This is a genomic window from Pseudoxanthomonas sp. 134C1 (assembly GCF_057773065.1).
The window spans coordinates 428,013-443,490 of sequence record NZ_JBYMTH010000001.1 but is presented as its reverse complement, the minus strand read 5'-3'; the positions used below and the strand labels follow the sequence as shown (position 1 = coordinate 443,490).

At 67.5% G+C, this 15,478-nt stretch carries 10 protein-coding genes; 7 read left to right on the top strand and 3 right to left on the bottom strand.

The genetic code is table 11. The features are described 5' to 3' along the window. The first annotated feature begins 202 nt into the window (after positions 1-202). Together AC3DEZ_RS01955 and AC3DEZ_RS01950 are read left to right on the top strand one after the other, a co-directional pair. Positions 203-871: a TetR family transcriptional regulator gene (locus tag AC3DEZ_RS01955; RefSeq protein WP_488386704.1), complete on the top strand. Its 669-nt coding sequence runs from the start codon at positions 203-205 to the stop codon at positions 869-871. A 77-nt stretch (positions 872-948) separates the two neighbouring features. After that, positions 949-1,743, top strand: a complete 795-nt coding sequence (locus AC3DEZ_RS01950) for a transporter (protein WP_488386703.1) — start codon at positions 949-951, stop codon at positions 1,741-1,743. Between the two features lie 81 nt (positions 1,744-1,824). Here the strand turns inward: AC3DEZ_RS01950 and AC3DEZ_RS01945 are convergent, their stop codons facing one another. The 3 genes from AC3DEZ_RS01945 to AC3DEZ_RS01935 form a co-directional block, all read right to left on the bottom strand. After that, the gene (locus AC3DEZ_RS01945; RefSeq protein ID WP_488386702.1) at positions 1,825-3,180 is read right to left on the bottom strand and encodes a Gfo/Idh/MocA family protein; all 1,356 of its coding nucleotides are present in this window, start codon (positions 3,178-3,180) and stop codon (positions 1,825-1,827) included. Positions 3,181-3,233: 53 nt separating this feature from the next. Further along, complete coding sequence (locus tag AC3DEZ_RS01940) at positions 3,234-6,137, bottom strand: TonB-dependent receptor plug domain-containing protein (protein ID WP_488387035.1); 2,904 nt, start codon at positions 6,135-6,137, stop codon at positions 3,234-3,236. A gap of 220 nt (positions 6,138-6,357) precedes the next feature. Continuing rightward, positions 6,358-9,675, bottom strand: coding sequence for a TIM-barrel domain-containing protein (locus AC3DEZ_RS01935; protein ID WP_488387034.1), 3,318 nt, complete (start codon positions 9,673-9,675; stop codon positions 6,358-6,360). 381 nt (positions 9,676-10,056) lie between these two features. On the opposite strand from AC3DEZ_RS01935, the gene AC3DEZ_RS01930 reads away from it, so the two are divergent. The 5 genes from AC3DEZ_RS01930 to AC3DEZ_RS01910 are packed head-to-tail and all read left to right on the top strand — an operon-like array spanning position 10,057 to position 15,450. Beyond that, complete coding sequence (locus AC3DEZ_RS01930; RefSeq protein ID WP_488386701.1) at positions 10,057-11,223, top strand: SIS domain-containing protein; 1,167 nt, start codon at positions 10,057-10,059, stop codon at positions 11,221-11,223. Between the two features lie 13 nt (positions 11,224-11,236). Then, on the top strand, positions 11,237-12,163 hold the full coding sequence (locus tag AC3DEZ_RS01925; protein ID WP_488386700.1) for an ROK family protein: 927 nt from the start codon (positions 11,237-11,239) through the stop codon (positions 12,161-12,163). Positions 12,164-12,189: 26 nt separating this feature from the next. Beyond that, the gene (locus AC3DEZ_RS01920) at positions 12,190-13,524 is read left to right on the top strand and encodes a D-tagatose-bisphosphate aldolase, class II, non-catalytic subunit (protein ID WP_488386699.1); all 1,335 of its coding nucleotides are present in this window, start codon (positions 12,190-12,192) and stop codon (positions 13,522-13,524) included. 37 nt (positions 13,525-13,561) lie between these two features. Further along, complete coding sequence (locus tag AC3DEZ_RS01915) at positions 13,562-14,341, top strand: DeoR family transcriptional regulator (RefSeq protein WP_447104128.1); 780 nt, start codon at positions 13,562-13,564, stop codon at positions 14,339-14,341. Continuing rightward, complete coding sequence (locus tag AC3DEZ_RS01910; RefSeq protein WP_488386698.1) at positions 14,338-15,450, top strand: N-acetylglucosamine-6-phosphate deacetylase; 1,113 nt, start codon at positions 14,338-14,340, stop codon at positions 15,448-15,450. The genes AC3DEZ_RS01915 and AC3DEZ_RS01910 overlap by 4 nt, the downstream gene beginning before the upstream one ends. The last annotated feature ends 28 nt before the right edge of the window (positions 15,451-15,478 follow it).

Below are 15,478 nucleotides of genomic sequence, written 5' to 3'. Positions count from 1 at the left end.
TTTTGGTGCCGATTGGCAGATAAAAGACCCCGAATCGGGGCCGAATGACCATCAAAAGGCGGAAACCTGGCCTCGCCCGGACGGCGCGGGAGAGCGACGTCCGATCAGGTCCAGATGCGGGCCTCGAAATATACATGCATGAATGTTTGTTTGCAAACCGGTACAATTCAGCCCGGTTTCACCCAGCGAATGCGCAAGGCAGATGGCCAGAAAAACCAAAGAAGAGGCGCAGGCCACGCGGGAGGGCATCATCGACGCCGCCCAGGCCTGCTTCCATGAACACGGGGTCGCCGGCACCACCCTGGCGATGATCGGCGCCCGCGCCGGCTATACCCGCGGCGCGGTCTACTGGCATTTCAAGAACAAGACCGAGGTGCTCGAGGCGCTGATCAACCGGGACCGCATTCCCTTCATCCAGCGCCTGCGCCGCACCTCGTCCACCAAACGCAGTACGCCGGTGATCGATCTGCGTTCGGCGCTGCTGGTGTCCTTCCAGGAACTGGCCGAGGACGAGCGCCTGCGCAACATGATGGAGATCATGCTGCGCAACGATGTCTCGGCCGAGAGCCAGGCGATGCAGGAACTGCAGCGCGACAGCACCCGCGAGGAACTGGACATCATCGCCCTCGCCTTCCAGCGCGCGCGGGACCTGGGCCAGCTGCGCGAGAACACCGACGTCACCATCGCATCGCGGATCCTGCATGCCAGCCTGTCGGGCGTGCTCTACAGCGCGATGCTGGAACCGGAGCTGTTCGACCTGATGCGCGATGGCGCCGAAGTCATCGACATCGTCTTCGCCGCCTACGTCCAGCCGGGCACGTTCACGCCGGGCGCGCCGGCATCGCCATTGCCCGACCACGACGACGAGTGATGGCGCGATCGCGGCGGCATTGATTCCCATGGCCCGCCCCGGTTCAATGCCGGAACCGGAGATCGAGGGAGAGAGGGATGCGTGGTTTTCTTTTCGCCGCCGCATGGCTGGCGTCGGCATCCGCGCTCGCCGCGGAACCGCGCGATCTGTGTCCCGATCGTCCGGGCCTTGGCACGCCGGCCTGCACGGTGGAACCCGGCGATGCGGTGTTCGAGATCGGCCTGGCCGACTGGACCCGCGATGACCCATCCGGAGTGCGCTCGGAGCAATGGCTGTTCGGCGACGCGCTGCTGCGCTTCGGCCTGAACGACACGCTGGAAGCGCAGGTGGGATGGACCGCCTACGGCCGTGTGCGCGAACGGGACACGCTGAGCGGAACCACCACGCGCGCTTCGCGTTTCGGCGACGCCAGCCTCGCCCTGCGCCAGAACCTGCGCAATCCCGACGGCGGCGGTTTCTCGCTGGCGCTGATGCCCTACGTGAGCCTGCCCAGCGGCCGCGCGCCGGTGGGTGCGGAGGATTGGAGCGCCGGTCTGCGGCTGCCGATGAGCTTCGAACTCGGCGCGGTGTCGCTGGGCTTCACCCCGCAAGTCGAAGCCGCCGTGGACGACGACGGCGATGGCCGGCACCTGAGCTACGGAACCGTGGCCGGGCTGGGATTCGGCGTGAGCGATACGGTGTCCGGATCGTTCGAAGTCTCGCTGACCCGGGATCGCGATCCGGAAGGGCATGCGACGGAAGCATTGGCCGGGCTGTCGTTCGGCTGGCAGCACGGCGAAGACGCCCAGTGGGATGCGGGCGTCAACGCCGGACTCAATGACGACAGCCCCGATCTGCAGATCTACCTGGGCTACGCGCGGCGCTTCCGCTGACCCGCGCGGGCATGCAGAGCCCGGGCTTGCCCGGCTCCCGGGAGAGGACGGGCGCAACCGGGCGAGCCCGGCCCTGCACGATCAGTACTTCGCGTCGAAGGCGAAGATGGGTTTGCGTGATTTCCACAGGCCCCGGGTGAAGTCGGGGAACTCCAGGGTCTTGAAGCCTTCGGCGATGGACTGTTCCGACAGCGGCGTGATCGCGCTCCAGGCGAGCGCGTCGTAGATGTCGATCGGCATCGGCGCCTCCGCCTTCACCGCCTCGACGAAAGCGTGGATGACGAAGTAGTCCATGCCGCCATGGCCGGCACCTTCCGCATCCTGCGCGTACTTGCGCCACAACGGATGATCGAACTCGTCCTGGTAGGTCTGGAACGGTTCCCACTTGTGCCCGGGACTGCGGCCCTCGATGTGGATGGACTGGTTGAGATCCATCCACAGGCCCTTGGTGCCCTGCACCCGGAAACCGAGCGAGTAGGGGCGCGGCAGCGAGGTGTCGTGCTGGAGGAGGATGGTCTCGCCGTTTTCGCAGGCCAGGGTGGTGGTGACCACGTCGCCCAGCTTGAACTTCGCCTGCGTGCTGGGATGGGTCGTGCCGCCGCTCCTGGCCACCGTGTATTCGTGCAGGCCGCGCGCCTTGGTGGCGAAACTGTTGATGTGGGTGAAGCGGTTTCCACGGTTGATGCCCGTATACATGGCGCACGGACCGATGCCGTGGCTGGGATACAGTTCGCCGTTGCGGCGGACCGAATGCTCGGTGCGCCAACGCGCTTCCGACCAGCCCTTGGGACCGAATTCCACGCCGCTGCCGTAGGGTTCGGCCGGATTGCCGGAGTTGAATTTCACCGCGCGCAGATCGTGCTGGTAGCCACCCTGCAGATGGACCAGCTCGCCGAACAGGCCAGCCCGCACCATCTGCAGCGCCGCCATCACGTCGCGGCGGTAGCACACGTTTTCCAGCAGCATGTAGGACGTGCCGGTGCGCTGCTGCGCGGCCAGCACGTCCCAGTGATCCTGCAGGGTGACGCCGGCGACGACTTCGCAGCCGACCACCACCTTGGCTTCCATCGCCTCGATCGCCATCGGCGCATGCCATTCCCACGGCGTGGCGATGATCACGCCGTCCAGGCCGCGCTGCTGGAGCAGACGGCGATAGGCGTGCGTGTCGCCATCCTGCCCGTACGCCTTCGGCGCGGGCTTGCCGGCCTTGGCCGCCATGTCCAGCGCCTGCTTGAGCATGATGGGTTCGATGTCGCACAACGCCACGACCTCGACGTCCTCGCGGCGCAGCAGTTCCTTGAGCAGGACCTGGCCGCGCATGCCGGTGCCGATCATGCCCAGCCGGATCTTTCGCTTGCTGGCCCAGGCCGGCGTGGCCGGCAGCAGGGTGGCCGCGCCGAGCGCGGCTCCCGCGAGGATGAACTCTCTACGTTTCATTGCTGGAAAAACTCCCTGTGACAAGGCGCCGGCGGACCGGCGCGGATTCTATGTCAGAACTTGTAGCCGACGGTGAAGCTATAGCTGCGGCCGAAGATGCTGACGTAGTCGCTGGAATCACCCAGGAAACTGTTCGGATCGTAGAACGGCATGCGATTGAACAGATTCTTGATGGTGAAGCCGGCATGCCAGTGATCATCCGGCCGCCAGGACAGACCCAGGTTGGCGGTCCACCAGGCCGGCACGCCGTCGCAGTGGGCCGGATCCACCGGCAGCGACCCGGCGGTGCAGGTTTCCGGCGAATTGTCCTGCGCATCGACGCGGTCCCACGCCCACTTGGTCTTGCCGACATAGTTGACGAAGAAGCTGGTGGTCACCTCGCCGTAGGTCCAGTCGGCGTTCAAGGTGGCGCGCAGGCGCGGGTTGCCGTAGTAGCCGATCGTGTTGCCGTAGTACCAGCGGGTTTCATCGTCCAGGTAAGCCTCGTTGCGGCGCGCGATGGTCGCGGCCACGCCGACGTTCAGCTCGCCCCACTGGCCCAGCGGGAAATGGCCACGCGCATCGACGTCGAAGCCGTCGATCAGGGTGCGGCCCTGGTTCTTGTACTGGCCGACCACGCTGGCCACGTTGCCCACGCTGTAGGTGGGCAGCGTGCCCGGACAGGTCACCCCGCTGGCCGGATCCGCGCACATCGCGGCCACCGCGGCCTCCGCGGCGCGGTCGCTGTCGGTGATCGGATTGCGGGTCATCGACACGATGTCGGTTTCCTTGCTGTAGTCCGGCGCGGCGATCTGGTTGCGGCGGTAGATGAACCAGTAATCGGCCGACACCGACAGCCAGTCGAACGGTTCCAGCACCACGCCCAGGGTGGCGATCTTGGCCTTTTCCGGTTGCAGGTTCTGGTTCGGCCGGGTCATGCGCGCCACGGTGCGGCTGCAATCCACGTTGAGCAGCGAATTGCCGAGATCGACGTCGCCCGGGCGATTCGACTGCAGCAGCAGATTGGCGATCGCGTTGGTTTCGTCGCAGCGGACGTCATCCTCGAAGCCACCCAGCTGGGCGAATACACCACCGGTGCCGGCCTCGGCCAGACTCGGCGCGCGGAAGCCTTCCGAGTAGGTGCCGCGCAGCATCACCGTCGGCAGCGCCTGGTACTTCAGGCCGATCTTCGGCGCGACGTTGGCGTCGAAGTTAGGGTACTTGTCCACGCGCAGCGCCGCGTCCAGTTCCAGCTTCTCGGTGAGCGGGGCGACGACTTCGGCGAACAGCGCGCTGGTGGTGCGCCGGCCATCGAACCACGAACCGCCCTGCTGGGTGATCTTGCCGTTGGCCGCGTCGAGGTTGCCCGGCGTGTAGAAGGTCTCGCGGCTGACGTTGAAGCCGAAGGCCGCGCGCACTTCACCGGCGGGCAGGTTGAACAACGGGCCTTCGACCTTGCCGTCCAGGGTGTGCAGGCGGGTCCAGGACTGGATGTCGAAGGTCGGATACGCCTCGCGCAGCAGCTTCGCATTGGCTTCGCTCATCTCGCCGAACCTGTACGCCGGATTGTCCGAGATGATCACGCGACCGGTGCCCGGGTCGACGGTGAACGGACCGAAGGCCCGGGCGAAACCATCCAGGTTGACGTTGACGGTCTGGTAGGTGACCGAATGGGTGCCGGCGGTGGCGAACGCGGTTTCCCAGTTCCAGTCGCCGAAGCTGCCGCGCAGGCCGGCCAAGCCGCGATAGCTCTTGTCGGTGTTGCGCTGGCCGAAGTGGTTCTTGCCCACGTCCTGCATCAGGTACTGCAGGCCGACCACACCGCCCATCAGCGCGCGCAGCTCGGGGCTGGCGTGGTTGTAGACGTTGTTCGGGCCCAGGTAGGGATAGAAGAACTGGTTGACGTTGGTGCCGGTATTGCGGGCGAACCAGCTGGTCGGGTTGCCGGTGGTGGTGCCGAACGCGCGCGGCGTGCCGCCGTTGGCGCGCAGATCGATGTCGGTGTAGGTCGCCTCGGCGAACGCCTCGGTGGTCTCGCCGATCAGGAAGTGCGCGTTGACGTAGGCGGTGATGCGCTCGGACTTCGCGCCCGCGTCGATCTCGTTGTTCATCCAGGTCTGCCAGATGCAACGGGGACCGGCGGCTTCGATGGCCACGTTCTGGCAACCCGGCGCGGCTTCCTGCACGCGCCTGCCGGTGACCGGATCGAAGGCGAAGTAGCTGCCGGGATTGAGCGTGCCCGGCGCGCTGCCGGTACCGAAGCGGAAATTATTGATGTAGTTCGGGTTGTTGACGTAGTACTGGCCGGGCTTCTTGTCGTACCAGTCGCTCAGCGGAATCGGATCGCGGCGGTACAGGTTCAGCGAGGCGTAGACGTTGTAGCGATCCTCGTCGAGATTGCCGAAGCCGCCGGTGATGCTGGCCTGGTGCTCGCCATAGCTGGTGATGCGCGAGGAACTGTCGGTGGTCAGGTTGACTTCGAGGCCCTGGTAGGACTTCTTGGTGATGACGTTGATCACGCCGGCGATCGCATCGGTGCCGTACACCGCCGAGGCGCCGTCGGTCAGCACTTCCATCCGCTCGATCGCCGCGGCGGGAATCGCGTCGATGTTGACGAACTGGGTCTGGAAGCCGGCCGGAGCGCCGTAGTACGACAGGCGGCGGCCATTGAGCAGCACCAGCGTGCCCTGCGCGCCCATGCCACGCAGGTTGGCCTGCGACGCGCCGTCCGAACCGGTGAACAGCGACTTGAAGTCCTGCTGCGCCGGACGCGCGGCCGGCAGGTTGTCCAGCACCTGCAACAGGGTGCGCGCACCCATGTTCTCGATGTCCTGGCGGCTGATGATCTGCACCGGCGAGGCGGTCTCGACATCGGTGCGCTTGATGTTGGAACCGGTGACCTCGATGCGGGCCAGTTCGGTGGCCTTGCCGTCTTCCTGCGGCGTATCGGCGGTCTGCGCCGAGACCGTGCCGGTCATGGCGAGCGCCGTGCCCAGCGCTAGGGCCAGTGGCGTGATGGATATACAGCGTTGGCGGCGGCTTGCGGACGACATCGGGTTCTCTCCTCGTTTCGGGGTGCAGCGCGCGGCGCTGCTGTGGTGGATGGGCTTGCGTGAGGCAACAGCGGTCCCGGGCCACGGCCAACGGGCCGCAGTCACAAGGCGGGGGAGACGACGTGAAACTGTTTTCTGGAGCGGGTTATGGCGGGGAAATGGTGGCGGTATCGCCCTCCTGTCCCATCAGGACAGCATTGGCCCAGTTGCCGCAGACCTGCGCCGGCCGCGCGCCCTGCGCGCCGAGGGTGCGCAGGCTCAGGCGGTGGACGCCGCGGATGTCGAGTTCGGGTTTGACCACGCCCGGCGCGCGCACCATCCCGCTGTCGTACAGCAGGTGGTCGTCGCCCCAGACCTGGAACTGGATGCCGCCGGCCTCGCGGCAACTGTCGTCGATGCCGAGATCGGCGCGCAGCAGGCGCCAGCCGCCTTTCAGTTCGACATCGATGCGGCTGGTGGCACCCACGCCCAGCCCGCGACGGAAGTGCAGGCCGTTCATGCGCATTTCGGCCTGGCCGCCGAAGGCGCGATCGCGCGCGACGCCGGATTGCAGCGCGGTCGGCAGATCCAGTTCGGAGAGATAGCGTTGCCGCGCCGGGCGCTCGGCCTCCTGGTGTTCCAGCACGCGGAACGTGGACAGGGTGATCGGCCCGACTTCGCGCGGTTGCAAGGCGTCGAACGCGCGCGCGGTGCCCGCCTGCGCCGCCGTCACCATCGGATCGCTGCCGGCGGCGCCATCGCCATCGGGGTTCTGCGTGCTCAGCACGCGGAAGCGCAGCAGACGACCGGCGCGCGGCGCGAAGCTGATCGTCTGCGTGCCCTGTTCCAGCTTCAGGCGGCCACGGGCGATCGGCTCGCCCCATTCGCCGTTGCTGTCCGCCAGATAGATTTCATAGTCGCGCACCTGGCCGTGCTTCCAGTGCTGGTCGGTGCGCGGCGCCAGTTCGACGCCGTCGATCAGACGGCGCTCGCCGAAGCCGAGCGTCCATTCGTGCGCGCCGGTGCGAACAGCCTGGTTGCGCACGGTGCGGAACCAGGTGGCCGGATCGTCGTCGAAGGCGTTCTCCAGCGGATGCCCGGGTTCCTCAGTGGGACGGTTGACCACCAGCAGGCTGTCGGCGGGCAGCGCGCGGCCCAGTTCCGGCGCGGTCGGGAAGGCATCGTCGGCCGGCGCCGCGGCGACCGGGACATCCAGCCGGAACGCCAGCGCGCGGCGGATATCGGTGGCCGCGCCGCGCACATGCACGGTGCCGCGGCGCTCTTCGGCATCGAAGTACCAGCCTTCGGCGCCCGCGTCGAAGGCGGCGCGATCGGCCAGCGGTGGCAGCGCGCGGCCGTCCAGTTCCACCGCGTTCGGCTTGGTGCGGCTCAGCACGCGCAGCGCATAGCGGCGCTGCGGCAGTTGGCCGGCGTACTGGCCGCGCACGGGATCGATCTCCACCCGCACCTCGCCGCTGCCCTGCGCGGGTGCGTGCATGCGGATGGCCTGTTCGCTGAACTCGCCCTTGGCGTAGCGGCGGGTGTTGCCGTCGTCCTCGTACAGGGTGTAGCTCGACTCGCCCTGCGGATACAGATCCAGGGTCAGTTCGTCCAACGGCTTCTCGCCGTCGTAGAGCATCTCCGGATACATCGGCAGGATCGCGCCGGCGCGCACGAACAGCGGCAGGGTCGCCAGTTCGACCTGGCGGTCAATGCGTCGGCCCTGCGCGTCGGCCTGCAGCTGGCGGCCATCCCAGTAGTCGATCCAGCGGCCCTGCGGCAAGTGGATGTCACGGCGCCAGCCACGGCTGGCGGCCTGGCTGCGATACACCGGCGCGACCAGCAATTCGCGACCGAGCACGAACTGGTACTTGTGCGCCTCGCCCCATGCCTCCGGATCGGCGGGGTAATCCCACATCAGCCCGCGCACGATCGGCGCGCCCGTGGTTTCCGCGTCGCGCGCCAACCCGTACATGTACGGCGTCAGGCGCATCTTCAACTTGAGGTAGTCGCGGTTGATGCTGCGATAAGGCTCGTCGAACCACCACGGATGCTTGCGCGCGCCCGACGACCAGCCGGACATGCCCATCAGCACCGGGGTGAAGCTCTTCCATTGCAGATCGCGCGTGAAGGTCTCGGCGCTGCCGCCGAAGATCGCATCCACGTCGCCGGTGGCGTAGGCCATGCCCGACAGGCCGGAACCGATGAGCGTCGGGATGTGCCAGCGGATGTAGTCCCAGCTGGCGCTCTGATCGCCGGTCCAGGCCACCGCGTAGCGCTGGATGCCGGCCCAGCCCATCACCGTCCATAGGAACGGGCGCGAATCCGAATTGTCGAGGATGCCGTTGTAGGCGGACTGGTTGGCGTCCATCGCGAACTGGTAGCCCTTGCCGGTCCAGGCCACGTCCAGTTTCTGCACGCGGCTGCCGGCCTTGCCGACTTCCCACGCGATCTTGTCGACGCCGTTCTCAGTCCACAGGCCGGTCCTGAAGCCATATCGCGCCAGGCCCTGCACGGTCTTCGGCAGATCGGTGTAGCCGCAGCCGTAACCGTCGTTGGGCAGGATCCAGCCGCCCGGCATGTCGTGTTCGCGGTACTTGCGCGCGACGCTGTCGATCACGTCCGGCGTGGTGCCGGTCGGGCCGTCGCTCCACCCTTCGGGCACGGTGCCGGGCTTTTTCTTGTTGTCGCCGTCGTTGTAGCAATCGGCGTCGCCATAGGACAGCGCCCAGCGCGGCAGCAGGCCGGGACGGCCAGTCAGCGCGGTGTAGCGATCCAGCAGTTCATGCAGGCCCGCGCCGACGAAGTAGTAGGCGTCGAAACGATCCTCGCGATGCAGCAGGGTGGCCTGATCCGGCTGGCGCAGATCGTAATTGCCGTCGCTCCAGGTGTTGCGCAGCATGCCCCAGCCGCGCGAACTCAACAGCATCGGCGCGGGACTCGGGCGATCGCCTTCTTCCCAACCACCGGAGTAGGCGATTTCAAGTTCGCGGCCCTTGAACTCGAAGCGTCCGTTCTGTTGCCCGCCGCCGTAGAAATGCTCGCCGGCTTCGCTGGACAGCACCTGCACGCTCTGCTGCGTGTCCAGATCCAGCGGCTGCAGTTCGCGCCACAGCGGCGTGACCTGATCGCCGGCCACGCGTTCAAGCGACAGGCGCAACGGCTGGCGCTGGATATGCAGCACCAGCGCGCCGGTGCGGATGCGCGCTTCCCGCGCGTCTTCCTCGAAAGCGAAGTCCACCTTGCCGGCCGATTGCGGCAACACGATCGGCGCGGCTTTGTCGCCGGCCGGCGTCAGCTTGCCCTTGCGGCCGGCCTGCACGCGCAGCGTGTCGGCGCGCAGCAGATCCACCCGCACCCGCGCGCCGCTGTCGGTGGTGATGTCCCAGCCGGGCGTGCCATCGCGCGCCGGCGCGGCCTGCAGGGTGCGCACGTTGCCGACGTTTTCGGCAAAGGCGGGCGCACTCGCGGCGAACGCCAGCAAGGCGAGGGCGACGAAGCGGTTGCGGCGATGCCAAACGTGGGTTTCCAACTTGCTCCCCAAGCCCGCGTGAGCGGGATTACGAAAACCATTGCGGCCGACTCTAGGGCAGCGTCTCGAAATATGTCAACAAATTGCAAAGAAAAAAGAAGGATATTTACTGAATATCGAAAGTTGTTGCGAAGCAATACTTTCAGAACCCGCTATTCATTTTCGCCACGCCCTCTTCAAAAGCCTTAACAGGCGGATCCATTCGCGTCCGCATGGCCATTTCGATTTCCCAAGGCGGGAAAATGCCGATCACGTCAAACTTTCCAATATCTTTCGATATTTGACATTTCGAAAGAAAACACAGATCGTGCGCATGCCCAACAGGAACGATGAATGGACGCTCCTCTGCTTTCCGACTTGTCCGCCTGGCAGCACCTTGGCGGGCATCACACCGCCGAAGAAATCGCCCAGCAGCCCGCGTTGTGGGATGCGCTGGCGGACACTCTGGCCGACCGGCAGGCCGCCATCGACGCCTTCCTCGGCGACTGGCTGCGCCAGCCCGGCAACCGGGTGATCTTCACCGGCGCCGGCAGTTCCGGTTTCATCGCCGAAATGGTCGCCGACATCATCAACGCGCAGTGGCCCGCCGACGTGCGCGCATTGCATACGACCAACCTGTTGACCCATCCGGATCTTTATCTTGAGCGCGAACGCCCCACCCTGCTGGTGTCGTTCGGCCGCAGCGGTTCCAGTCCGGAAAGCATCGCCGCCGTGGATCTGGTGCGCGAGCGCGTGGCCCTGAGCCGCTTCCTCGACATCACCTGCAACGGCGAAGGCGAACTGGCGCGCCGCGGCCGCGGCCGCGACGACACCCTGACCCTGCTGATGCCGCCGGCCAGCTGCGATCGCGCGTTCGCGATGACCAGCAGCCTGACCTGCATGCAACTCGCGGCGCTGGCGGTGTTCGATCGCACCCCTTGGGAGCAGCGGCTGGAACAACTGCACACGGTGGCCGCGCTGGGCCGGCGCGCGCTCGCCGACTGGGAGCGCGCGGTCACCACGCTGGCCGGCGATGCCGCGTTTTCGCGCGTGATCTACCTGGGCAGCGGCCCACTGGAAGCGCTCGCCCGCGAGGCGGCGCTGAAGGTACTGGAGCTGACCGCGGGCCGCGTGCTGGCGCTGGCCAATACGCCACTCGGTTTCCGCCATGGACCGAAGTCGACGCTGGACGCCGACACGCTGGTGGTGGTGATGCGCAGCGCGCAGCCGGTGGCGCGCCGCTACGAACAGGACCTGCTGGACGAACTGCGTCGCGACGGCGTGGCCGGGCGCGTGCTGTCGGTCGGCCCGCGCGCGGACGACGGCGCCGGCGTGGCGGAAGACTTCTCGCTCGCGGTGCCGTCGCTGCCGGATCCCTGGCTGGCGCCGGTGTGGCTGACCCTGGCACAGCGCTATGCGCTGCGACGCTCGTCGGCGCTGGGCCTGACCCCCGACAATCCTTTTCCCGACGGCACGGTCAACCGTGTCGTGCAGGGCGTGGTCATCCACCGCCACGGCTGATCCGGAGCAGGCCATGCAGCACTACTACGGCATCGACATCGGCGGTACCAAGATCGAACTGATCGCCTGCGATGCGCGCCTGGAGGTGCTGCATCGCCGTCGCATCGACACCCCGACGCGCGACTATCCGGCCTTCCTGCACGCGGTTGCCGGCCTGGTGGGCGAAGTCGGCGCCGAACTCGGCCAACCGGCGCATGCGATCGGCATCGGCCTGCCCGGCGTGGTCGATCGCGCCAGCGGCCGCCAGCTCAGCGCCAACGTGCCGGCGCTGAGCGGCCAGACCGTCGGCCGGGATCTGCGGGCGCGGATCGCGCAGCCGCTGCACTTCGGCAACGACCTGCAATGCTTCGCCCTGTCCGAAGCCCATGGCGGCGCGGCCGATGGCCAGCCCAGCATGTTCGGCGCCATCCTCGGCACCGGCGCGGGCGGCGGCTACTGCGTACAGGGCCGGTTGATCGACGGCTACAACGGCATCGCCGGCGAATGGGGTCACTGGAGCGTCGCCGCGCACCTGCTGGCTAAACACGGCCTGCCGGTGATCGACTGCGCCTGCGGCCTGCGCGGCTGCGTGGAGCGCTACGTCTCCGGCGGCGGCCTGGCGATGACCCATCATCACCTCGGCGGCGACGGCATCGATGCCGCGACGATCATCGGGCGCGCGGCCCAAGGCGACGCGATCGCCACGCGCGCGCTCGACGTGCACCGGGATCTGCTCGGCCACGCGCTGGCCAGCCTGATCCTGGCCGTGGATCCGCACGTCATCGTGCTGGGTGGCGGCCTGTCCAAGGACGAACGCCTGTACCGCGAACTGCCGGCAGCGATCTCCGCCCACCTGTTCACCGGTGTGCGGGTGCCGCCGATCCTGCCGCCGGTGTTCGGCGATGCGGGCGGCGCCCGTGGCGCGGCGCTGCTGGCGCGCCAGCACCACCCGATTTCCTGATTCCTTTTTTTTCCGGAGGCTGTTCCGTGTCCGCTGTCCAATCCCTGATTGCCGCGCATCGCGATGGCGAGAACGTCGGCCTGTACAGCATCTGCTCCAGCAACGAGCAGGTATTGCTGGCCTCGATGCAGGTGGCGAAGTGGTACGACACGGTGCTGCTGATCGAGGCCACCTCCAACCAGGTCGACCAGTTCGGCGGCTATACCGGCATGAACCCGGTGCAGTTCCGCGCCTATGTGGAAGCGCTGGCGCGGGAGCACGGTTTTCCCGCCGGGCGCCTGATTCTCGGTGGTGATCACCTGGGACCGAACGCCTGGCAGAAGCTGCCGGCCGAACAGGCGATGGCGCATGCGCGCGATCTGATCGCCGCCTACGTCGCCGCCGGTTTCCACAAGATCCACCTGGACTGCAGCATGTCCTGCGCCGGCGATCCGCATCCGCTGCCGGACGAAATCGTCGCCGCACGTTCGGCGGAACTGGCCCGCATCGCCGAACGCACCGCCGCCGAGGCGGGCCTGCTACCACCGATGTACGTGATCGGAACGGAAGTGCCGGTGCCGGGCGGTGAGGCCTCGCTGGAAGGCGGTCTGGCCGTCACCACGCCGGCCGCCGCCGCACGCACGTTGGAAATCCATCGCCAGGCTTTCGCCGCACCGGATCTGGGGCCCGCCTGGGAACGGGTGATCGCGCTGGTGGTGCAGCCGGGCGTGGACTTCGATCACAGCCAGGTGCACGGCTACGCTCCGGCCGCCGCCACCGCGCTGTCTGACTTCGTCGAAAGCCAGCCGCGCATCGTGTTCGAGGCGCATTCCACCGACTATCAGACCGAAGCCGCGCTGCACGCGCTGGTGCGGGATCATTTCGCCATCCTCAAGGTCGGCCCGGCCGCCACGTTCGCGTACCGCGAAGCGCTGTTCGCGCTGGCGGCGATCGAGAACGAACTGCTGCCGGAAGCCGAACGCTCGCATCTGCCCGAGGTGCTGGATCGCTGCATGGTGGAGAAACCGAAGCACTGGCAGAACCATTACAGCGGCGATGCGGCCGAACTGCGCCTGCTGCGCGGCTACGCGCTCAGCGACCGCTGCCGCTACTACTGGGGCGAGCCGGAGGTGCGCGCGGCGGTGGATCGTCTGGTCGCCAACCTGCGCCGGCACGTGCCGCCGATGATCCTGCTGAGCCAGTTCCTGCCCGAGCAACAGCGCGCGATCGAGGCGGGCACCCTCACCGCCGATCCGCTGGCGCTGGTCCAGCACCGGATCGCCCTGCGGCTGGGCGAGTACGCCCGCGCCTGCGCCCGCAACCGGGCCGGCACTCGCTCCGGAAACGAAACTTCCGCAGCCAGCGCGCTTTCGGAACGGTAAGCTTCCGGTTCCGCTTCCGAACATCCACAGGTCCGCCATGCGCAATACCCGCCAACGCCGGCAACAGATCCTCCAGCTGCTGGTCCAGCACGGCAACGTGCAGGTCGCGGATCTGGTGGATCGCTTCGAGGTGTCGTCGGTGACCATCCGCGCCGACCTGACCCACATCGAATCGCAGGGCCTGGCCACCCGCAACCATGGCGGCGCCACGCTGGTGCGCACGCCGCCGACCGAGCAGGACATCCACGAGAAGGATGCGCTCAACCATCCGCTGAAGGAGTCCATCGGCACGCACGCCGCGCGCCTGGTCAAGCCCGGCGACAACATCATCATCGACTCCGGTTCGACCACGATGACCCTGGCGCGGCACCTGCGCGATCATCGCGACGTCACCGTGATGACCAACGGCCTGAACATCGCCTGGGAACTGGCCAACGCGCCCGGCGTGGAGTTGCTGCTGACCGGCGGCCTGCTGCGCAAGCAGTCGCTGTCGCTGCACGGCAGCCAGGCCGAGGCCAGCCTCAACACCTACAGCTTCGACACCGTATTCCTCGGCGTGGACGGCCTGGATCTGCAGTTCGGCCTGACCACCCACCACGAGGCCGAGGCCAGCCTCAATCACCGCATGGTCGAGCGCGCGCGCCGCATCGTGGTGCTGACCGACGCCTCCAAGTTCGGCCGGGTCAGCCTGCACCGCATCGCCCGCCTGGATCAGATCCACACCATCATCACCGACGACGGCATCAGCGGCGACTATCGCGAAGGACTGCAGCGGCTGGGCATCGAAGTCATCATCGCCGAGCCACCGCCACCATGACCGCGACACGCACGCTGCAGGGCCGCATCCTCACCGCCGACGGCTGGATGCGCGGAACCATCGAGTTCGACCAGCGCGTGCGTGCGCTCCATCCCGCACCGGATATCGGGGAAAACAGCGACGAGCCGCTGATCCTGCCCGGCTTCGTCGACCTGCACGTCCACGGCGGCGATGGCGTGGACATCATGCAGGGCGGCGACGCCGCGCGCACCGTGGCCCGCGCGCATGCGCGCCACGGCACCACCGCGCTGCTGGGCACCACCATGACCGCGCACGAGGACGACATCGTGCAGGCGCTGGAAGGCCTGGCTCCCGCCATCGCCGAGCGTGGCGAAGGCATGGCGCGGGTACTCGGCGTGCATCTGGAAGGCCCGTACATCAGCATCGAGCGGCTGGGCGCGCAGCCGCCGCTGGTGGTCGAGGGGACGTTGGAACAGGTCAGTCGCCTGCACGCGCTGGCACCGATCCGGGTGCTGACCCTGGCGCCGGAAATCGGCGCGCACCGGACGTTGATTCCGCAACTCAACACGCTCGGCATCCGCGTGCAGCTGGGCCACAGCGCCGGCAGTTACGAGGACGGCGTAGCCGCGCTGGAAGCCGGCGCGGCCGGGTTCACCCATCTGTTCAACGGCATGACCGGCGTGGATCACTACCATCCGGGCATCGCGACCGCTGCGCTCGCGCACGCCGAGTACGCCGAGCTGATTCCGGATCTGAAGCACGTGCATCCCGGTGCGATCCGCGCCGCGCTGCGGGCGATTCCGCGCCTGTACTGCGTCACCGACGCCACCGCCGCCACCGGCATGCCCGACGGCGAGTACGCGCTGGGCTCGCAGCGTGTATTCAAGTGCCTGGGCTGCGTGCGCCTGGCCGCCGGCTCGCTGGCCGGCAGCGCGCTGACCATGGATCAGGCGCTGCGCAATCTGGTCTCGCTGGGACTGGAGGTCGCCGACGCCTCCAACCGCCTCTCCCGCTATCCCGCCGACTACCTGGGCCTGGCGGATCGCGGCCGCGTGCAGGCCGGGGCCTGGGCGGATCTGGTGGTGCTGGATCCGCAGTTGCAGGTGCGGCAGGTGTTCGTCGAAGGCGACGCGATCCCGCTGGACTGATCCGCTTTCCGTTCTCCGCGCCGGTGTC

What these genes read in the sequence shown, in the direction of transcription:
- AC3DEZ_RS01950 (WP_488386703.1), top strand. Translation starts at nt 949, where the DNA reads ATGCGTGGTTTTCTTTTCGCCGCCGCATGGCTGGCGTCGGCATCCGCG.
- AC3DEZ_RS01955 (WP_488386704.1), top strand. Translation starts at nt 203, where the DNA reads ATGGCCAGAAAAACCAAAGAAGAGGCGCAGGCCACGCGGGAGGGCATC.
- AC3DEZ_RS01945 (WP_488386702.1), bottom strand. Translation starts at nt 3,180, where the DNA reads ATGAAACGTAGAGAGTTCATCCTCGCGGGAGCCGCGCTCGGCGCGGCC.
- AC3DEZ_RS01910 (WP_488386698.1), top strand. Translation starts at nt 14,338, where the DNA reads ATGACCGCGACACGCACGCTGCAGGGCCGCATCCTCACCGCCGACGGC.
- AC3DEZ_RS01930 (WP_488386701.1), top strand. Translation starts at nt 10,057, where the DNA reads ATGGACGCTCCTCTGCTTTCCGACTTGTCCGCCTGGCAGCACCTTGGC.
- AC3DEZ_RS01915 (WP_447104128.1), top strand. Translation starts at nt 13,562, where the DNA reads ATGCGCAATACCCGCCAACGCCGGCAACAGATCCTCCAGCTGCTGGTC.
- AC3DEZ_RS01925 (WP_488386700.1), top strand. Translation starts at nt 11,237, where the DNA reads ATGCAGCACTACTACGGCATCGACATCGGCGGTACCAAGATCGAACTG.
- AC3DEZ_RS01940 (WP_488387035.1), bottom strand. Translation starts at nt 6,137, where the DNA reads ATGACCGGCACGGTCTCGGCGCAGACCGCCGATACGCCGCAGGAAGAC.